We start from the raw sequence: 20,809 nt of genomic DNA on the forward strand, positions 1-20,809 counted from the left end.
TTGTGAGGGGGATTAATGTTTATACCCAGGAAATATTTAACTGAATGGTTAAATTTTTCATTATTATTAGTAATGGCGAAGTATAAATAACTACGACATATATAATGGAAGAGAATTTGGCATAAAAAAACCACTTAAGACGGGTAGATGCCTTAAGTGGTAATCAATAAATCTATTGAATTAATGAATATAAGCGTAAAGTGATACTTCTGAAGCTGGAATTGTACGATAATCAGAGTTGTATGGTCCATTAGTATAGTTCATTTCTGAGATTAGAATACTTCCGTCTCCATTAACTCGTTCAACATAAGCAACATGACCGTATGGTCCTGGAGTGCTTTGCATAATAGCACCTACAGTTGGGTTATTATCTACTTGATAACCATCGTTTGCTGCGTTTGCTGCCCAATATTTAGCATCTGACCAATATGTGCTAATTGGTTTACCAGCTTGTGCACGTTTATCGAACACGTACCAAGTACATTGACCTTCAGTATATAAGTTTTGGTGGTTAAATGAAGGTGAGTTGTAATCATTTCCTGTAGATGGAGTAGCTGTACCAGCTGCACCAGCGCCTGATCCACCATTAGGTACTTTTAATGTTTGGCCAGGTGTAATTAAATAACCATTTAAATTGTTTGCTTTCATTAAAGCGTTAACTGAAACACCATATTTATTGGCGATAATGTTTAATGATTCTCCAGCTTTTACAGTGTGTGTAGAAGCTGAACCTGTGTTAGAAGAAGCGTTTGAATTAGAGCTTTGTGAAGCACTTCCACCTACATTAATAACTTGTCCAGGGAACACCATGTTATTATTTAAATTATTATTTTGTTTAATGTTTTCTACTGAAGTATTATATTTTTGAGCAATACTCCATAAAGATTCTCCTGATTTAACTTTATGCTGGGTTGAAGCTTCAGCATCATGATGTGAAAGTACTGCGGCTGCACCTGAAGCGGCTGTTACTGCAAAGGCTAACTTTTTCAAAGTGACTCCTCCTTAAATGTAATTAAATTAAATTAAATTGATTGTGTTTATTATGTAGACAATTGTCCCCACAAGTCTTAAAACATGAACCTAACTCTTTAATTACTTTTGACTATACTTTCTTATTACGTACCCAATACTAACAAAAATAATAGCCTCTGTGGGCTTTGTTATTATCTTGTAATATTGTTAACAATTTTTACGAAAAGTACATATAACCTGTATTAGTTGATTTTAAAGGATTTATAGACTTTTTTGATTAAAATTAATTCATGAAAGTTTTATAAATTGTAATAAAGTAATATTAATTATAGATAAGTTTTCGGAAACTTCTTTATATTTAGATAATACTAAGTTAAACACTTTAGAATTTTTATTGGTTATTGTAAACTTTTAGTAATTGAGAATTTTTTAGTATAAAAGGAGATTAAAAAATGTCCCAATCGACTCAAAGTGCAAACAAATCACAAAATCACTCTAAAGATAAGCACCAATCCCATGCTTACGGTAAGGTATGGCTGTTCTTTATGTACTATTGGATTATTTTTGGAATAGGTTGTTACTTCGGCCAATACTTACCTATGTCTTGGAGAAAACCTCTATCTATAGCGTTATTTGTTATTTTACTGGCTACATTATTTATAAAAAGGGCGCGTAAATATGGTCTCATCATCTCGCATATCTACGCTATTATTGTCGGACTACTTTCATATGCGATGTTTACTGCATATCTACAAAATTTAGGTGCAGAAGTATTTTATAAAAATATTTTACTTGCAATAGGTGCATTTATCGCATTTGGTATTGTAGGGTATTTCTTAATTAATGACGCATCAAGTATGGGGAAATATTTATTTGTTACTTTAATAGCATTAATTATTGCTAGTTTAATAGGATTATTTATTCATAACCCTATATTCCATACTGTAATCACAGTTATTAGCTTGTTATTGTTCCTATTATATACACTTTATGATTTCAATAGGATGAAAAGAGGTCAGTTTTCACCACGAGAAATGGGCTTTAACCTATTTATCAATTTATTAAATATAATAGAAGATATACTAAGATTAGCTAATCGTTTCAAAAATTAAATCTATAATGTTTAATATTCAAGATGTGGGCGTATGTCTTCCTAATGAGAGCATTTGAGTTATTAAATGGCTTGATAATTGTTTGAGTTATGGAATTTTAACGCCACATCTTTTTTTAATGTATAATTAGATAGAATAGATACATAAAAAATAATTGATTATATATATAATTTCGCTTTTGATATAATTTTCATATTGTGTTAAATTGGCGTTTATCGAATGTGAACAATGGTTAAGTATTATTTATAGTAGGCTATTTAAAATAGGAAAAGAGGTAAAGTAATGTCACATTCCTGTTTGCATATACTTTCTAAGAACGAGTATTCAACAACAAGATGCCAAGATGGGATACTCTTATTTTGGCCAATTGAGGGAAGTATGCATCTTCAACAATTCAGAAAGCAAAGAACGATTAATAATGAATTATATATTGTTAATAATATGGATGTTTTTGGAATCAATGACAATGGAACTACATTAGAAATATACATTTCTAGTGATTGGTTTGCAGAATTAGGATATGCATTTTTTGATTATCACTATACTGCTGAGTTGATTAAATCTACAAATGAAATTAAATATTTGATGGCTCAACTTGCATTAAATTATATTGATGGGAATACTGAAAAAGAATATGAACTCATTAATAAAATTGTTGAAATGCTTGCTCAGGAAGCGAGTATAGATAAAAAAATAGCCGAAGATCAATACATTTATGCCTTTTATGGTGACTTAAAAGATGAATTAGATTACATATACAATCATATGAGTGAAAGGTTAACTTTAAGAGATATCTCGAATCAACTCTACATATCAAAATCTAATCTGTCTTCTCAATTTCACACTCTAATGGGAATGGGGTTTAAAAAATACGTTGATACATTGAAAATTAGTAAATCTATAGAAATGTTATTAACCACGAATAAAACGATTAGTCAAATTAGTGATGCACTTGGATTTAGTAACGCCTCGACTTATTCTAAATTATTCAAGAATTATCTAAGTGTGACACCTAATGAATATCGGACTATGAAAAAATATGATAAATATAATGGTTGTACAGATGAAACGGTGCCAGAAAACAAAAAAAGGCCATTAAAAAACTCATCCGTTCAGTTATACCTAACGATGTTTCAGATATATATGATGAAATTAGAATTGATAATTCACAAATTGTAAATGCTTCTCCTTTTTATTCAGTCATCCAAATTCATACTATTGAAGAAATAAAGTTGCTATTTTTAGAAGGACTTTATCAGAAAATGGGTTATGAAGGGTCTAATATTATCTTCTACTTTATCCCTTATTTATATGAGTATGGCAAATTATTAACACAAAATGAAAAAAATTATATTAGCCAAACTATTATTGAAAATGATTTACATATAGCTTTCAATGTTAATGAAATTGAACATATAAATGACTTAATAGAGAGTTTTAAAACAAGTCTTAAGCAATTGGACAAGAAAAATCACAATTCTAATTATAATTATGAGATTCAATTTATTTTCAATTTAAATGATAAAGATATACGTAGTATATATAGAGATATTTTAAAAATGCAGAATACACACATAAATTATACTATCGGTTTAGATATTAGTTGTATGGTCGACGATCCAGCTCAATTTAAATCTTTAGAAGCGCAAATTAAAAGACTAAAATTTGATTATCTCTATATAGACAATGCACAATTGACATCTCCTTATTTAATGGATAGTAATGAAGGTCTTCTATTGAAAAATGTTCTACAGTTGAAACACTTAAGTGTAAATTTAAATCAATTTGATTTTAGTAAAGAAAACCTCATCTTTTTAAACTTAGTTAATCACCAACTGTTAAATAATGAAGAGATTGATTTAAGTCATAGTGCACCACTCTTATATCTGTCTGTTATTAAATTAAAAGAGCATTTTTCAGGGTACGGCTTAAATTTATTTTCTCATCCAGATTTATTTAATTCTGTTCATTTATTTGATGAAAATGGTTTTAAAACAACATATGGGTTAATATTTAATGATTTAAGTTGGATGATTAATCAAAACAAAGTTAAAAATGGGTTCTATAACATTATTGATAGTAGCGATAGATATCTCCTTTATTTATATGATTGGCGAGTAGTTGAAAGCGAATCAAGCATAGACAACTTTAATAATATTGATATTTACATTAATTTTTGTGAAGAAGAACTTAAAGATGAATATATATGTATGATTGTTAAAGTTGATAATGAGAGTGGGAACATTAATCATATTATTCCACCTAATTTACGGAATAAATATCAATGGTCTACTAAATTTTTAATCAAAGTAGAAGATAATTTTAGACCTAATATTAAAATTTTTGAGCATGATTTTACAGAATCGTCATTAAAGCTAAGCTTGAAGTACAATTCGGCTTATCTTGTAAAAATCTATAAAAAAAATAACAAAATAAAAAAGGCGTAACACAATTCAATTTAAATTTATTGGTAATTTTGACATATGATTAAAAACAAATGCCAAAGACAATTATCCAGATATTTAGGATAATGTTACTATACATTGTCTACATATATTTGGAGGTGCGCGTCTTGAATGAACAGAAGCTAGAAAAACTACTAGGATTTTACAAACAATATAAAGCATTATCTGAATATATAGATAAAGAATATAAGTTGACATTAAATGATCTTGCTGTAATAGACTTAGCTAGAAAGTATTGTTCAGATGAACAAATACTTATGCAATCATTTTTAAAAATAGCTATAAGTGAATTAGAATTAAGTAGAACAAAGTTACTAGTATCAATTCGAAGATTAATAGATAAAGAGAAATTAAGCAAAGTAAGATCAACTAGAGATGAAAGAAAAATTTTTCTATATATGAGTGAAGAAAACTTGGAAATATTTAATGCTTTATTTGATGACGTTGAAAACTTTTTAAATATTTAATTAAGGGTGTCGATTTATAAATATTATAAATCGACACTTTTTATGTTTATTCCATGTATACATACATAAGTATTATGCTAGATAGAGACTGATATAAATCACAAAATTTTTAGCACAAAGATGAGAGGAACTAAAAAAGCATCTTTGTTTTTTAATAATAATTGTAGAAAACAGAATAAATTCAGTTAAATATCACTTTAAAAATATTGATATAGCAGTAGTTTACATCTGTTTAAGAGATTTTACAAAAATTACTGCTAAATATATAATGAAGAACATAGAGTACGAAAGTGAGATGACATTATGGGACGTAAATGGAACAACATTAAAGAGAAAAAGGCCCAAAAAGATAAAAATACGAGTAGAATTTATGCCAAATTCGGCAAAGAAATATATGTAGCAGCAAAATCTGGAGAACCTAATCCAGAATCTAACCAAGCACTAAGATTAGTATTGGAACGTGCTAAAACATATTCAGTACCTAATCACATTATTGATAGAGCTATTGATAAAGCTAAAGGTGCTGGTGAGGAAAATTATGATCATTTAAGATATGAAGGCTTTGGACCAAGTGGTTCAATGTTAATTGTTGATGCCTTAACAAATAATGTGAATCGTACAGCTTCAGATGTGCGTGCAGCCTTCGGTAAAAATGGTGGAAATATGGGTGTTTCTGGTTCAGTAGCTTACATGTTTGATCATACAGCGACTTTCGGTGTAGAAGGTAAATCTGCAGATGAAATCTTAGAAACGTTAATGGAACAAGATGTTGATGTGAGAGATGTCATTGATGAAGATGGATTAACAATTGTTTATGCAGAACCTGATCAATTTGCTCAAGTTCAAGATGCTTTACGTGAATCTGGTGTTGAGGATTTTAAAGTAGCAGAATTTGAAATGTTGCCTCAAACAGATATTGAGTTATCTGAAGAAGATCAAGCCATATTTGAGAAATTAGTGGACGCACTTGAAGATTTAGAAGATGTTCAAAACGTATTCCACAATGTAGATTTAAAATAATGAAAACTTCAAAAGAGTGGATTCAAGAACTTAAATTAATAGCTCATCCTGAAGGCGGTTATTATAGAGAAACACTACGCGAAGATACGCTCAACAGAGCACCTTATAGTAGTATATATTTCCTCTTAACACATGACAATATATCTCATTTTCACCGAATTGACGCAGATGAAGTATGGTATCATCATGCCGGAGAAACATTAACTATTCACATGATTACACCACAAGGTAAGTATCATAGTGTGAAATTAGGTCAAAATATATCCGCTGGAGATGTATTACAATATTGTGTTCCTAAAGGTACAGTATTTGCATCTTCTATAGATGATAATGAAGGTTATAGTCTTGTCGGATGCATGTGTCAACCTGCCTTCGAATTTGAACATTTCGAATTGTTGAAACAAGACCAATTGTTAAAGCATTATCCCGACTTAGAAAATATTATAAGAAAATACGCTGTATTGTAATAAATGAAGCCTTTAAATGGATTTAAACTTAGTCCGTTTAAAGGTTTTTTTAATATAAATTAAACTTTTAGTGTCAAAATAAGTTTGTTAATTGGCTGAGTCAAAGAGTTTTTTAGCAACATCTACAATATATTTAAGTTCTTTCATTACTTTTCTTCAATTAATTTATTTCCTTCTTTTGTTGAGGCAAAATAACATTTAAGACTTACCACTCATTAATTAGAAAATTCTGGAAATATCTAGAGTTAATATTAAAACATAGTAACATTATCAATTTTAAGTAAATTACATCAATTTATAGTAAAATAGTTTTAATATAATTTTGAAAATAACAGTGTAAAAGTCATTAATCTAAAACATTAAGATGACATTAACTAACCAGTTTTATATAATAAAAATAAGGAGTTGGTGACTGTGAAAGTAAAATATATAGACAAACGTCACTGGCGTCGCCTGGTAGAGAGAGAGTATACAGAGGTTAAAGTTAATAATAATAGATTTAAAGGTATTATCGGCTTGGTCACGATGAAAAAGGTTCGTGAGCCTTTAGAGGTGACGGTAGTTGGACAAAACATAATAGTTGCAGATGACAATTATAGATGGTTGCAAATACTACCAGAAAAAAAGCGATATAGTATTACAGTCATGTTTGATGATAAAGGCAATCCGCTAGAATATTATTTTGATATTAATATTAAAAATATCACTCAAAAGGGAAATGCACGTACGTTAGATTTATGTTTAGATGTGCTGGTGTTACCTACTGGGGAATATGAACTTGTAGACGAAGATGATTTGATGTATGCCTTGCAAAATAAGCAAATTTCTAAGAAACAATATCATGAGGCTTATATTATTGCTCATCAATTAATGATTGAAATAGAAGAGAACTTTTCAGAGGTTCAAGACAAGGTCATGCATTGTTACAATAAAATTTATCATAAATCTCTAAGAAATAAGCATAAACGTCCTTTTAAACCCAAAAATAAGCACAAACATCACCGACGTAAAGCAAAGTGAATGACAATAAAAGGATATGTGGTTGAAGGTTAATCAACTAAAGCTAAATCATCATAGCAAAGATTTAAGGATAGAAATATTTAGGGGGACGCTATGAAAATTGATGATTATCGTTTACTCATCACTCTAGATGAAACAAAAACGTTACGTAAAGCGGCAGAGATATTATATATTTCACAACCAGCTGTAACTCAACGTCTAAAAGCGATTGAGGGTTCGTTTGGAGTAGAAATATTTATTCGTACAAAAAAACAATTGATCACTACAACTGAAGGCGCTATGATTATTGACCACGCGCGTGATATGTTGAAACGTGAACGTTTATTCTTCGATAAAATGCAGGCACATATCGGAGAGGTGAATGGTACGATTTCAATAGGATGTTCGTCTTTAATCGGTCAAACGTTACTACCCGAAGTATTGAGTTTATACAATACACAGTTTCCTAACGTAGAAATCCAAGTTCAAGTAGGATCTACTGAACAGATTAAAGCCAATCATCGAGATTATCACGTCATGATTACCAGAGGGAATAAAGTCATGAATCTATCTAATACACACCTATTTAATGATGACCACTACTTTATTTATCCCAAAGATCGACGTGAGGATGTTACAAAGTTACCATTTATTGAATTTCAAGCAGATCCTATTTATATTAATCAAATTAAGCAATGGTACAATGATAATTTAGGTCAAGATTATCATGCAACGATAACGGTGGACCAAGTTGCAACTTGTAAGGAAATGCTTCTAAGTGGTGTGGGGGTAACGATTTTACCTGAAATTATGATGAAGCATATCGATAAAAATATGTTTGAATTTGAGAAGGTTAGTATTGATGAAGAACCTCTCATACGCTCAACTTATATGAGTTATGATGGAAGTATGTTGCAACTGCCTCAAGTAGATTCATTTGTAAATCTAATGTTGAATTTTATTCGATAAATTTTTAAAAGGTATTGCCATTTAGTCTATTTTAAAAAGTACAATTTAATAAAAGAATAGAGGTTTGAAAATTGTTTACAGCACTGTTTCATATTAAAAACTATAAACTATTTGTTGTGAATATGATGCTACTCGGCATGGGTATAGCAGTGACTGTACCATACCTCGTCTTATTCGCTACAAAAGATTTAGGAATGACAACAACTCAATATGGTTTATTATTAGCATTAGCTGCAGTTAGTCAATTCGTAGTGAATTCAATTATTGCTAGGTTTTCTGATACACATAATGTTAATAGGAAAGTCCTTATTATTAGTGCGCTATTCATGGGTGCCGTAAGCTTTTCTATTTATTTTTATGTTCATCAAATATGGTTATTTATAGTTCTATATGCAATTTTCCAAGGTTTATTTGCTCCAGCAATGCCGCAATTATATGCTTCTGCAAGAGAGTCAATTAATATCTCAAGTTCGAGAGATCGTGCGAAGTTTGCAAATACCGTGTTACGTTCCATGTTTTCATTAGGATTTTTATTTGGTCCCTTTATAGGGTCACAATTAATCGAATTAAATGGATATTCTGGGTTATTTGGTGGAACGGTAGCTATTCTATTGTTCACCTTAATTCTACAAGTCTTTTTCTATCAGAATTTACCAGTTGAATACCAAGTCTCATCGCAACATCATGTTGAGAAATCCGCTCCAAATATGTTTAAAGATAAAGCATTATTTATTCCGTTTATCGCGTTTATTCTTTTACATATTGGACAATGGATGTACACGATGAATATGCCATTATTCGTCACAAATTATCTAAGAGAACGTGATAGTTATGTAGGATATTTAGCGAGTTTATGTGCTGGTCTTGAAGTGCCTTTCATGGTTATATTAGGTATTTTATCAGCCAAATTTCCAACACGAACTTTACTACTTTTTGGTTCGCTCTTTGGCGGCGCATTTTATTTTAGCATTGGTGTATTTAAAAACTTTTACATGATGTTAGCTGGTCAAGTTTTCTTAGCAATTTTCTTAGCTATACTATTAGGATTAGGAATTAGTTACTTTCAAGATATTTTACCTGATTTCCCGGGTTATGCCTCTACGTTATTTGCGAATGCAATGGTTATAGGTCAATTATGTGGAAATTTATTAGGTGGCGTTATGAGCCATTGGGTTGGTTTGGAAAATGTCTTTTTTGTATCAGCGACGTCAATTCTAATTGGTATGATACTTATTTTCTTTACAAAAGATCAAAAAATAACTGAAGAAGATATGGAGTAGATTTAGATGACAGCAGTTTTATGGATAATTATTATCCTCATGTTTGTCTTAGCATTTGTAGGCTTAATTAAGCCGATTATTCCATCAATGCTAGTCATGTGGATAGGTTTTTTAATTTATCAAATAGGTTTTAACGATGGCCGTTTATCATGGATATTTTACGTAGCTATGATTTTATTTACTTTATTTATTCTCGTGGCTGATTTCATGATGAATAAATACTTTGTTAATCGATTTGGTGGAAGTAAAGTGGGCGAGTATACTGCGCTTGTAGGTGTTATCGTTGGGTGTTTCGTATTTCCACCATTTGGCATAATATTAGTTCCTTTAATTGCAGTATTTGTTGTGGAATTATTAAATGGTTTTGATTTTAAGAAAGCTTTAAAGGTGAGTTTAGGTTCTGTTGTAGCTTTTCTAGCTAGCACAGTAGCTCAAGCAATCATTATGGTCATTATGGTAATCTGGTTCTTTGTAGATGTGTTCTTAATTAATTAATGCTTTGTTGAAAATAAAAGACTTACTTTCAGTAAAATTCTCCCGTGGGAAGACTGAAAGTAAGTCTTTTTACATGCGTGTGTTAGCGTCTCTATTATAAAAATGATGGTCAACATAAAACGCAATAGGCGTAATTAAAATTGCAATAATAATAAACGTCCAATTACTTACATTAATATAAGGCCCAAAGGCTAAAAATGACTGAGGAATAAAAAATACATAAAACAGGGTAATTAATAGCAAAGCTATAACGCCATATGTTAACCACCAAACCCAATGTGAATTATTAAAGCATTGTAATTGAATTGTCCTAAAACTCATCCATATAAATAAGAATATTATAAAGAGACCTACGATTACAGTTATTGGGAAAGTATATAGATACAAGTAGTTACTATCTCCTCCAATAAAAAAGCCAATAAATCCCTTTAAGAAGCAAAACATGCCTATTAAAAATATAAAATTATGATATATATACTTAAAAATGTTCTTAATGGTTTCATTGGGTAGCGCTTTAATTTCTTTTTTAGCATGTGCTTTAGGATCATGATCAAAGAACTCCATCGCTAGCATGCCTTTATCTTCAGCACGAATCAAATGTTTCAAAATGCGATTTAACATAAGTTCTGAATCATGAGGATTCACGCTTAAGTCAGCGCGAATATACGTCATGTAATTCTCAAATATTTCACGATCGGTGTTGTTAAGTCGTAAAGATTTAACATTATTCTCCTTAGTTAATTGTGCTGTAGATTTCATGATAATTTAAGTGCTCCTTCATTTTCTAAAAGTAAAACCTCATAGACAATTCTTATTTATAAATAAAATATATGACGTGTTATTATGACTAATAATATCATATAAGTGTTATTAATATCATTAACAATTGAGGAGTTCTTTATATGAAGAAAATGACATTGGAAGATGAGAGTTGGATTAACGAAATAGCTAGAATACATGAACATTTAATCTCAGAAAATGAATTTAATTATCAAGTGACTTCAACATCAATGGCATTAAGATATGAGATGATTATTTCAAGACTAAAATATGCGAATGATATTATTTTAATAAATGAACATGCGGGCAGTCTTAAAGGATTTATTTGGGCGCATTATGAACCACAGCTCAAAATAGTACAAATTGAAGTACTATATGTAAAACCAGACTTTAGAAGACAAGGAATTGCTTCACAGTTAAAACGCGATATTGAGCAGTGGGCAAATTCAATGGATGCTATAAGTATTGAAAGTACAGTTAATAAAGAAAACAACGACATGGTAAAATTAAATGAAAATTTAGGCTATCAAACGTCGCATCTAAAAATGTCTAAAAAATTAAAGGGAAAAAATGAATAAATTAAAAAAGCATGTTAAAATAAATTGTATTTATAAGTTTAAACAAAGGAGTCTATCATGAAAAAATGGTTCACTTTACTCTTAGCATCAACTTTAATGTTAACAGCATGTGGTAAAAGTAACGAGAAAGCTTCTTTAGAAAAAAGCATTAACCAATTAGAGAAAGAAAATAAAGATTTAAAGAAACAGAAAAAAGATTTAGAAAACCAAAAAAACAAACTTAAAGATCAGCAAGATAATCTTCAAAAAGATATCAACGAATTGCCGGCTGAAGATTCGTCTAGTAACTCATCTGAAAAAGATTCATCTAATTCAAGTGAAGATAAAAATTCAGAAGATTCTTCAACGACTAATTCAGAACAATCAACAAATTCTACAAAATCGAAGCAATCTAACCAAGGACAAACGCCTAACAAAGAGACACAAAAAAGTGACTCTACAAGTAAGAATAACGATTCTAAAACTACTTCCAATACACAAACCTCAGATTAATAAACGTTTGATGCAGTTTTGAATAGGGTAATATAATTGATAAATTACACAAATTCAATTTACAAAGTGAGTATTTAATACTATTTTGAATTAAATTTATGAAAGATGATTGATACTACACATCTATAAGAGGAGAGATTAACGATGCACGAACAAGATTTTAATATTTTAGAAGGACAAAATATTACGTTACCTGAATTGGGCAGAGAATTAGAAAATATTACTGGACGTACTATTATTGATTCAACTAGTGAAATTAAACGTGTGATTGCACATTTACCAAACTTTGAATCTGATACAGACACATTCGTTGCAACATATCGTTTAAACCATCAAAATGATTTTATTGATGCAACATTTACTGCACCTAAAGAACAACGTGATCGTTTAAAAGAAATTCCTGTTCACGTAAAATTAATTAGTTATATTTCTAAAGCATAAAAATTAAACATAATGACAGAAATGATTAGCGCGATATGAATGTGGGGACAACTTCATAACGCGTTAATTTTGTATTAGAATAATATTGAATTAAGCTTTATGGGTAAAATGGAGTGTTTAACATGGGAACTTACATTGAAACTGAACGTTTGAAGTTGCGTGATTGGGAAGAAAAGGATTTATTACCATTTCAGAAAATGAATGCAAATCAGCAAGTCCGTAGGTATTTTCCAAGTTTATTAAGTTACCGTCGTTCAGAACTTGATATGAAAAAAATGGATGAAATTATCAAAGATAATGGAATCGGTCTTTTTGCGGTTGAATTAAAGGAAACGGGTGAATGGTTAGGGTTTATCGGAGTAAACTACATCCCCGAAGACAGCAAATATCCTTTTAAAGAACTACCTTTTTATGAAATTGGCTGGCGATTAATTCCTGAAGTTTGGGGTAACGGATTAGCTACTGAAGGTGCACAAGCTGTATTGTCTTACGCAAAAGAAAAAGGCATTACTGAATTATATAGTTTTACATCTGAAACAAATCTACCTTCAAGAAAGGTAATGGAGAAAATAGGAATGACCTTCTTAGATAACTTCGAATTTCCAAACCTAAGCAAATACCATCCCCTCAAACGCCATGTTAGATATTACATAGAACTACTTCCTTCACAAAGTGAAGGTTAGTAGTTCTTAGTGCAATTGCAAGAGCAATTGTAAACCTTGAGGATACTTCCTTCACAAAGTGAAGGTTAGTAGTTCTTAGTGCAATTGCAAGAGCAATTGTAAACCTTGAGGATACTTCCTTCACAAAGTGAAGGTTAGTAGTTCTTAGTGCAATTGCAAGAGCAATTGTAAACCTTGAGGATACTTCCTTCACAAAGTGAAGGTTAGTAGTTCTTAGTGCAATTGGGAGCGAGACAGAAATCAGTAAATATTGATTTCGTTGTCTTGCCCCCGCAAGTGCGATTAGGTTTTGAAGTACCATTTCTAAATGTGCTTCAAAGCCAATCGCATACTGCGATACAAACATAATAAGATGAAACCTTTTTAATATCAAAACGCGTCTATAGAATAACCTATAGACGCGTTATTTATTTAATCGTATGTACGTACGCCAAGTGGTTTGTAATTATTGAGACCTTCTAACAGCGCTTCTTTAGTATCAAATAATGGTGCTAATTTTTGATATTTTTTATCAATAAAGCCTTCTTTTATCATATGGTCAATGAGTGCTTGTAAAGGCTCAAAGAAGCCATTTAAATTAAAGACACCTATAGGTTTTTGATGAATACCAATTTGCGCCCAGCTATACATTTCGAAAAATTCTTCAAGAGAACCAGCACCTCCAGGAGCCATAACAAAGGCATCTGCTAATTCTGTCATTTTATTCTTTCTTTCATGCATTGAATCCACTAAAATAAGTTCACTTACTTTTTGACTCGTGATTTCTCGCTCATCTAACATCCTAGGCATAACACCAATAGCTTTACCGCCGTGATCTAGGACACCATCTTGAATAGCACCCATTATTCCTACTGATCCAGCTCCAAATACAAGTTCGTAGCCTTGTTCTGCCATATACTTTCCTAACTCATAAGCTTCTTTTACATATGAAAGATCTTTACCTTTGCTTGCTCCACAATAAACTGCAATTCTTTTAATCATGTGAGACCTCCTAAAGTTGTTTAATAACATTCGTAATTGTTTGTTCAAATTTTAATCTGTCATTCGTAGTAAAAGGCGGAGGACCTTTATGTCGGCCACCTTGCTTTCTAATTTGTGCATTAAGATAACGTTGGTCTAACAGAGTTTGAATATTATCAGCACGATATATACTTCCTTTATGATGCATTACAATATGTACTTTGTCTATAAGTAAACTAGCTAGGCCATAATCTTGAGTAATGACAATATCTTCCTTTTTAGCTAATTGTACAATTTTATAATCAACAGCATCTGGCCCATCGTCAACATACACAGTTTTTACATGTTCAGGCTGAATTTGATGAGAAAAGTGACTAAAACTTCTTAAAACGTTAACAAAAATGCCTGTCCCTTTAGTTAATTCAATCACTGAATTAACAACAGGACAAGCATCTCCATCTATGATTACTTTGACCATTAACAACTAACCTTGAGTGTTATCAGATTCTTTATTTTGTTTTACAACGCTGTCAGCCACGTAATCATCATATTTTTTAAATTCTTTTTTTCTAGCCTTTTTCTCTGCTTCTTGTTGTTTTTCTTCTTGTTTGTGACGTTTTTCAATATTTTTTTGAAGCTTTTTATCTAATTTTTTTACATCTTTACGATTATCTTTTTCAAGTTTTTCGCCTTTTTTCTCAGTTTTATCGTCCAACTTGCCTGGAGTAAGACCTACTTTTTCTTCGTACTTTTGAGATTTTTTCATATCTTTAATACGTTGTTTTTTATTTTCTTCACGTTGCTTTTCTTCTTCTTTATGACGTTTCTCAATATTTTTCTGAAGTTTTTTATTCATTTTTTCTGCTTCTTTACGATTTTGTTTAGCTAGCTTTTCGCCTTTTTTCTCGATGTAAGCAGGGTCGTTTTCTTTGGCGATTTTCTTCAATTCACGTTTGTTATCAAATTCTTGTTTTTTATCGCCCACATATTCTTTAACATCTGAAGCCTTGTTTGAAATAGTTGAAGTAGCTTTTGATGTAGCTTTAGTTGTAGCATCAGTAGCTTTACGTACATCAGGATGTTCTTTAATACGTTTACGTTCAACGACTAACGGTACAATAACAATAGGTAATACATTGATTAAAGTCTTAATGAGTCTCTTTTTGTCCATACTCGTTGCCTCCATTAATTTTACTATTCTTTTCCATACCCTATGATACATCATACTAAACGATTGTTATCAATGGAAACCGATAATTTAATTTTGGAAAACTAAAAAACACTAGCGAGTTTAATATAAACCTACTAGTGTTTATTGAAAATTATTAAATGAGTACTATCTAAAGTTAGCAACACTAAGGATTAAAAATCCAAGTGAATAGAGGATTACAATGGACAGAGTCCATTGCATAATAAACACTAAGGATTGAAAATCCAAGTGTTGCTTTAAATTCCTTTGCCAATGCCAAAACCAAAGTAAAGGATTGCAATAATTACAACTAATACGATTCGGTAAATCGCAAAAGGAATTAATTTAACTTTATTTATTAAATGTAAGAATGTCTTAATCGCAATTAAACCAACTATAAATGCTGCTAAGAATCCTAGTAAATAGAAAGGTACATGAGCTAAGTGAATATACTCATAATGTTTTAGTAAAGATAAACCACTTGCTGCAAGCATAATTGGTACTGACATTATAAATGTAAAATCTGATGCTGCTTTATGATTTAATTTCATAAATACACCAGTTGAAATAGTAGAACCAGATCTACTGAAACCTGGCCACATTGCTATAGCTTGCGAGATACCAATGACAAATGCTTGGAAATAATTAATTTGATCTACTGTTTGAGGGTGTTGAACCTTCTCAGAATATTTATCAGCTAAAATCATGTAGATTGCACCAATGAATAAGCCAATCATTACAGTAGGAACACTGAATAAATATTTTTCAATTAAATCATCAAATAAGAACCCTAAAATACCCGCTGGAATCATACCTACTAATACATGCAATAAGTTCAAACGCTTAGGTTGGGAACGTCGTTGAACACTGCCTTCATTTTCGGGTTTATGATGACCTATATGTAATATTTCTAAGAAACGATCACGAAATACCCATGCCGCTGCAAAGACAGACCCAAGTTGTATAACAACTTTGAAGGTAAACGCAGATTGTTCACCTAAAAATTTAGTGGACTTTAACCACATATCATCAACTAGTATCATATGTCCTGTAGAAGATACAGGGGCGAACTCAGTAAGTCCTTCGACGATACCTAAAATGATGCCTTTTATCAATTCAAGTAAAAACATAATTTACCCACTTTCGTAAAACATTTATTTATTCTTTCATTTTTCAAAATTACCATATTATCATAGCATATTAAATTAATATGGTGGTAACCTAATCATCAACACTGGACCAAAGTATGACATAATAATTATTTTAATAATTGAAACAAAATACTCAAAAAATGAATGAGCGTATTAATTTAAATTTCTAACAAACCTTTTATAATGAAAGTAGGTGAGATTATTGTGAAAAAACTAACAAATTTAGTATTCAAATATAAAATATATCCCGCACTCATGTTAATCATGAGCGTTTTTTTATCTATATCAGTAGTTATTCAAAATGTTTCTATTGCCAAATTACTAAATCATATGTTGTACCATCATAAGCATTCACTTATAGGACTTTTTATACTGATTTTAGTTATTCTTCTAGCACGTGCAACTTTCAATATGTTGAATCAACGTATCGGTGATCAGATGGCTACTAAAGTGAAATATGATTTAAGACAACAAGTGATAAATAAAAATAGTACACGAGCAATTGGAGAACAAATGAATATTTTAACAGAAAGTATTGATGGTATTGCACCATTCTTTCAAAGTTATTTGCCACAAGTATTTAAATCAATGATGATTCCAGTCGCGATTATAGTCGCTATGTGTTATGTACACTTATCAACTGCAATAATTATGATGGTTACAGCTCCATTTATTCCTATGTTTTATATCATTTTTGGTTTGAAAACAAGAGATGAGTCAAAGGACCAAATGACATATTTAAATCAATTTAGTCAAAGGTTTTTAAACACTGCCAAAGGTTTAATTACGCTTAAATTATTAAATCAAACTAAGAATACTGAAGCGCGCCTTTATGAAGATAGTACTAAATTTAGAGATTTAACTATGAAAATTTTAAAAAGTGCATTCTTATCAGGATTAATGCTTGAATTTATTAGTATGTTAGGTATTGGTCTTGTGGCGCTTGAAGCGGCGTTAAGTCTAGTCGTATTCAATAAAATTAACTTCATTACAGCTACTATTGCAATCATTCTAGCTCCTGAATTTTATAATGCTATTAAAGATTTAGGACAAGCGTTTCATACTGGTAAACAAAGTGAAGGTTCAAGTGATGTTGTTTTCGAGTTCTTAGACTCTGAAAATAAACCACCACACCCACATCCAAATATAAAGGCTTATCAAAAATCACAGGTCAAAGTAGAAGACGTGTCATATCAGTACTCAAATAGTAATCAGAATGCTCTTACTCATATTAATATGGTGATATATTCAGGTGATAAAATTGCAATTGTTGGTCCAAGTGGTGCAGGTAAAACTACGTTAGCTCATATTCTAAGTCAAATTAAAACGCCAACAGAAGGCAGTGTATCATTTAATAATGAAGATACACGTATTGGATTTCTGAGCCAAAATCCTTATATTTTTACAGATTCCATTAAGAATAATATAGCGATGTTTAATAATGAAGTTTCTGATAAAACTATCATTCAAGTTTTAGAAGAAGTCGGTCTAAAAGATAAAGTGTTATCTCTGAAAGATACTATTTATACACCAATTGGAGAAGGTGGCGAAATGCTATCTGGTGGCCAAATGAGACGAATAGAGTTGTGTCGGTTATTAGTGATGAATCCAGATTTAGTTATATTTGATGAGCCGGCTATCGGTCTAGACATTGAAACAGAACGTACAATCCAAAATGTTATTCAAAATCATTTTAAAGATACTACGATGATTATTATTGCTCATCGTGATTCTACAATTAACAAAGCTCAACGTCGTATTTATCTAGAAGATGGGCATCTTATAAAAGATGATACGACGATATCAGTATCGCAAAGTGAGGTGGATGAATAAGCATGAAATCACAAATTCATTTTCGAAAAGATAAAGATTTATTTCTAGCTATTTTGGTTGGGGTAGTAGGTGGACTTGTGGCGTTAGCAATGTTCTTTTTAAGTGGTTATATGGTGACACAAAGTGCATTAGGCGCACCCTTATATGCATTAATGGTTCTAGTGGTTTCTGTAAAAATGTTTGGCTTCCTAAGAGCGATTACACGATATATTGAGAGATTGTTATCACATAGAACGACTTTTACTATGCTAAGAGATGTAAGAGTACAGTTTCTTAAAAAATTAATTCCAGCAGTACCTGATATCTATCGGAAATTTAATTCTAGCGACTTAATTTCTCGTATGGTAAGCCGAGTAGAGGCGTTACAAAATATTTATTTAAGAGTTTATTATCCCCCAATAGTGATAGGTTTAACTGCAATCGTGTCTGTAATTACATTTATTTTCATTTCACCGATGCATTCATTTCTTATTACGTTAAGTATGATCCTCACTCTTTGTATAGTTCCATGGCTAAGTGCTAAAAAAGCACGAACACTCAAAAGACAGGTAGCTCTACATCAAAGTCACTTTCTACAGCGTTTTTATGATTATAAAGAAGGTGATGATGAATTAAGACGCTTTCGCCAAAGAGATGAATTTAAAACAGATGTCTTACAACGTTTGAAACAATATGACACTATGCAATCAAAAGAACGTCGTTTTCTATCTTTATATGATTATATGTTAAATATTATAGCGATGATTTCAATATTTCTTAGTTTAGTTATTGGCGTGCAACAGATTCAATCTGGACATTTGAATGTCGTTTATTTAACTAGTATTGTTCTAATGATATTAACTTTATTTGAACAGGCAGTACCAATGAGTAATGTTGCATATTATAAAACTGATACTGATCAAGCGCTTGATGAAATAAATGATGTTATCAGTGTCCCTCAATCTAATGAGTTACATTCATTGAATCATGCAGATACGACAACGCCATTGTTTGAAATAAATGATGTCACCTTTGGTTATTGGAACCAACAAACACCAGTGCTCAACAATATTGATTTAACTATTCAAGAAGGTGAGAAAGTAGCTATCATTGGTCCGTCAGGTTCCGGGAAAAGTACTTTACTACAAGTCATGTTAGGTCTATATCATGTTGATCAAGGTACTGTAAAATTAAAACACCAAATAGTTACTGATATTAATGAGGAAGACAAGTATTATAAGATGAATGGTATGTTACAGTCTCAACATATATTTGATGGGACGGTACGAGATAATTTATTTTCAGAAAAAGAGGATGCTATATTAAAACAAGCTCTTCAATCTGTAGGACTTGGGTACCTGGATCTAGAAAGAAATGTAACATTAGATGGAGAAAATTTATCTGGTGGCGAAAAACAAAGGTTGAGCTTAGCTAGACTTTTACTCAGAGATTCAGCTGATATATGGATTTTAGATGAACCAACGACTGCATTAGATTTAGAAAATACTACTAAAACGATGAATTTAATTGAAGCATCTTCAAAAACGTTAGTTATTGCCACACATGATTTAGATGTGCTTCCACGTTTTGATAAAATTATAGTTATGATTGATGGAGAAATTAAAGAAAGTGGTTCTTATGAAAGTCTATTAGAAGGTAATGGCTATTTATCTCAGATGATTGAGATCAACCATAGTTCAAAAAATGTACATTAACAGCAAATAAAGTCGTATCGATAATCGATACGACTTTGTCTGTTGTTTCATTAAAATGTATATTAATTCCTTAGTTTAACTTTAATTTCATGACAGAAACTTTCTATTATTCTTTCGTTTCAGTAAATGCATCGATGACTTTACCTAATAAGCGATTAAGTTCTTTGACTTCTTCTTTAGATAAAGATGAAGCTGTTGCAACTTTCTCCGATGCTGTGCTTAATTCAGGTCTAATTGTTTCGCTCTTATCTGTTAAGTGAATAAATACTTCACGTTGATCCACTTCAGAACGTTCGCGTTTAATTAAATCAACTTGTTCCATTCGTTTAAGTAATGGTGATACAGTCCCTGTATCTAGTGCTAATTCTGTAACGACTTTTTTGACATTAACAGGTGACTCGTCCCATAAAATCGTTAATACAAGAAATTGTGGGTAAGTTAGGTTGTACTTTTTAAAGACTTTGTTAGAGTAGTAGCGATTAACTTGTCTTTGAGCATTGTACAAACTAAAGCATAGCTGCTCTTTTAAATTATGTTGATCAGACATTAAAGTTCTCCTCCAGACATTCTATCCGTTTTTTCTCTTTTTCGGATTGGAATCCGTCTATGTTGTACAAAATATAATTTATACAACACTTTGATTCAATGCCATGCTAAAATTAAAGTATGCTTAAAGTTTAGAAGATATCTTACATTAAATCAAGTAAAAAGATAATTAAATATATATGTTATCATTTTCAAAAATGCTTGTAATAGAAAAGG

At 31.0% G+C, this 20,809-nt stretch carries 22 protein-coding genes and 1 pseudogene; 15 read left to right on the top strand and 8 right to left on the bottom strand.

Translation table 11 applies throughout. From position 1 onward, the window contains the following. Positions 1-180: 180 nt before the first annotated feature. Entirely contained in the window at positions 181-990 is an 810-nt protein-coding gene (locus tag CM54_RS00755; protein ID WP_002433301.1) for a LysM peptidoglycan-binding domain-containing protein, read from the bottom strand. Between the two features lie 434 nt (positions 991-1,424). Between CM54_RS00755 and CM54_RS00760 the strand changes: the two genes are divergently transcribed. From CM54_RS00760 to CM54_RS00800, 9 genes and pseudogenes are all read left to right on the top strand, one after another. Beyond that, positions 1,425-2,084: a Bax inhibitor-1/YccA family protein gene (locus CM54_RS00760; RefSeq protein WP_002433380.1), complete on the top strand. Its 660-nt coding sequence runs from the start codon at positions 1,425-1,427 to the stop codon at positions 2,082-2,084. Positions 2,085-2,366: 282 nt separating this feature from the next. Next, a pseudogene (locus tag CM54_RS13065) lies at positions 2,367-4,571 on the top strand (helix-turn-helix transcriptional regulator). An 85-nt stretch (positions 4,572-4,656) separates the two neighbouring features. Beyond that, entirely contained in the window at positions 4,657-5,016 is a 360-nt protein-coding gene (locus CM54_RS00770; RefSeq protein ID WP_037548296.1) for a transcriptional regulator, SarA/Rot family, read from the top strand. Positions 5,017-5,319: 303 nt separating this feature from the next. Then, positions 5,320-6,036 carry a YebC/PmpR family DNA-binding transcriptional regulator gene (locus CM54_RS00775; protein WP_037548299.1) on the top strand — a complete coding sequence of 239 codons (717 nt, stop codon included), beginning with the start codon at positions 5,320-5,322 and terminating at the stop codon, positions 6,034-6,036. After that, positions 6,036-6,503: a cupin domain-containing protein gene (locus CM54_RS00780; RefSeq protein ID WP_002433293.1), complete on the top strand. Its 468-nt coding sequence runs from the start codon at positions 6,036-6,038 to the stop codon at positions 6,501-6,503. Before CM54_RS00775 ends, CM54_RS00780 begins: the two co-directional genes overlap by 1 nt. Before the next feature lie 414 nt (positions 6,504-6,917). Beyond that, positions 6,918-7,523 carry a DUF402 domain-containing protein gene (locus CM54_RS00785; protein WP_002433428.1) on the top strand — a complete coding sequence of 202 codons (606 nt, stop codon included), beginning with the start codon at positions 6,918-6,920 and terminating at the stop codon, positions 7,521-7,523. Between the two features lie 93 nt (positions 7,524-7,616). Next, the gene (locus tag CM54_RS00790) at positions 7,617-8,471 is read left to right on the top strand and encodes a LysR family transcriptional regulator (protein WP_002433389.1); all 855 of its coding nucleotides are present in this window, start codon (positions 7,617-7,619) and stop codon (positions 8,469-8,471) included. Between the two features lie 122 nt (positions 8,472-8,593). Continuing rightward, positions 8,594-9,751: a sugar efflux transporter gene (locus CM54_RS00795; protein WP_162837217.1), complete on the top strand. Its 1,158-nt coding sequence runs from the start codon at positions 8,594-8,596 to the stop codon at positions 9,749-9,751. A 6-nt stretch (positions 9,752-9,757) separates the two neighbouring features. After that, complete coding sequence (locus CM54_RS00800) at positions 9,758-10,246, top strand: DUF456 domain-containing protein (protein ID WP_030059142.1); 489 nt, start codon at positions 9,758-9,760, stop codon at positions 10,244-10,246. 69 nt (positions 10,247-10,315) lie between these two features. Here CM54_RS00800 and CM54_RS00805 read toward each other — a convergent pair whose 3' ends face one another. Next, positions 10,316-11,005 (bottom strand): DUF1129 family protein, encoded by a 690-nt coding sequence (locus CM54_RS00805; RefSeq protein WP_023350700.1) that lies wholly within the window; start codon positions 11,003-11,005, stop codon positions 10,316-10,318. A 143-nt stretch (positions 11,006-11,148) separates the two neighbouring features. Here CM54_RS00805 and CM54_RS00810 point away from each other — a divergent pair, with 143 nt between their 5' ends. From CM54_RS00810 to CM54_RS00825, 4 genes are all read left to right on the top strand, one after another. Beyond that, on the top strand, positions 11,149-11,604 hold the full coding sequence (locus CM54_RS00810; protein ID WP_037548303.1) for a GNAT family N-acetyltransferase: 456 nt from the start codon (positions 11,149-11,151) through the stop codon (positions 11,602-11,604). A gap of 57 nt (positions 11,605-11,661) precedes the next feature. After that, a complete protein-coding gene (locus CM54_RS00815) occupies positions 11,662-12,096 on the top strand; it encodes an SA0632 family lipoprotein (RefSeq protein WP_037548305.1) in 435 nt (144 codons plus the stop codon). Between the two features lie 144 nt (positions 12,097-12,240). Then, positions 12,241-12,537 (top strand): hypothetical protein, encoded by a 297-nt coding sequence (locus CM54_RS00820; RefSeq protein ID WP_002433439.1) that lies wholly within the window; start codon positions 12,241-12,243, stop codon positions 12,535-12,537. A gap of 122 nt (positions 12,538-12,659) precedes the next feature. Continuing rightward, on the top strand, positions 12,660-13,220 hold the full coding sequence (locus tag CM54_RS00825; protein WP_002432980.1) for a GNAT family N-acetyltransferase: 561 nt from the start codon (positions 12,660-12,662) through the stop codon (positions 13,218-13,220). On the opposite strand, the gene CM54_RS12495 is transcribed toward CM54_RS00825, so the two are convergent. The 5 genes from CM54_RS12495 to CM54_RS00845 form a co-directional block, all read right to left on the bottom strand. Beyond that, on the bottom strand, positions 13,177-13,566 hold the full coding sequence (locus CM54_RS12495; protein ID WP_030059134.1) for a hypothetical protein: 390 nt from the start codon (positions 13,564-13,566) through the stop codon (positions 13,177-13,179). The two genes, CM54_RS00825 and CM54_RS12495, sit on opposite strands and share 44 nt — an antisense overlap. Positions 13,567-13,631: 65 nt before the next feature. Beyond that, entirely contained in the window at positions 13,632-14,198 is a 567-nt protein-coding gene (locus tag CM54_RS00830) for a TIGR00730 family Rossman fold protein (RefSeq protein WP_037549781.1), read from the bottom strand. 13 nt (positions 14,199-14,211) lie between these two features. Next, positions 14,212-14,658 (bottom strand): YaiI/YqxD family protein, encoded by a 447-nt coding sequence (locus CM54_RS00835; protein ID WP_037548308.1) that lies wholly within the window; start codon positions 14,656-14,658, stop codon positions 14,212-14,214. Positions 14,659-14,664: 6 nt separating this feature from the next. After that, entirely contained in the window at positions 14,665-15,351 is a 687-nt protein-coding gene (locus CM54_RS00840) for a hypothetical protein (protein ID WP_002469839.1), read from the bottom strand. 275 nt (positions 15,352-15,626) lie between these two features. Continuing rightward, positions 15,627-16,499, bottom strand: coding sequence for an undecaprenyl-diphosphate phosphatase (locus tag CM54_RS00845; RefSeq protein ID WP_002433118.1), 873 nt, complete (start codon positions 16,497-16,499; stop codon positions 15,627-15,629). A 225-nt stretch (positions 16,500-16,724) separates the two neighbouring features. Between CM54_RS00845 and CM54_RS00850 the strand changes: the two genes are divergently transcribed. Both CM54_RS00850 and cydC read left to right on the top strand, forming a co-directional pair. Then, positions 16,725-18,353 (top strand): ABC transporter ATP-binding protein/permease, encoded by a 1,629-nt coding sequence (locus tag CM54_RS00850; RefSeq protein WP_037548313.1) that lies wholly within the window; start codon positions 16,725-16,727, stop codon positions 18,351-18,353. Between the two features lie 2 nt (positions 18,354-18,355). Beyond that, positions 18,356-20,047, top strand: a complete 1,692-nt coding sequence (gene cydC, locus CM54_RS00855) for a thiol reductant ABC exporter subunit CydC (protein ID WP_037548316.1) — start codon at positions 18,356-18,358, stop codon at positions 20,045-20,047. 106 nt (positions 20,048-20,153) lie between these two features. Here the strand turns inward: cydC and mgrA are convergent, their stop codons facing one another. After that, complete coding sequence (mgrA, locus tag CM54_RS00860; protein ID WP_002433445.1) at positions 20,154-20,594, bottom strand: HTH-type transcriptional regulator MgrA; 441 nt, start codon at positions 20,592-20,594, stop codon at positions 20,154-20,156. Positions 20,595-20,809: the final 215 nt, after the last annotated feature.

It is taken from the genome of Staphylococcus sp. TE8, from assembly GCF_000692055.1.
Classification (GTDB): Bacteria; Bacillota; Bacilli; order Staphylococcales; family Staphylococcaceae; genus Staphylococcus; species Staphylococcus capitis.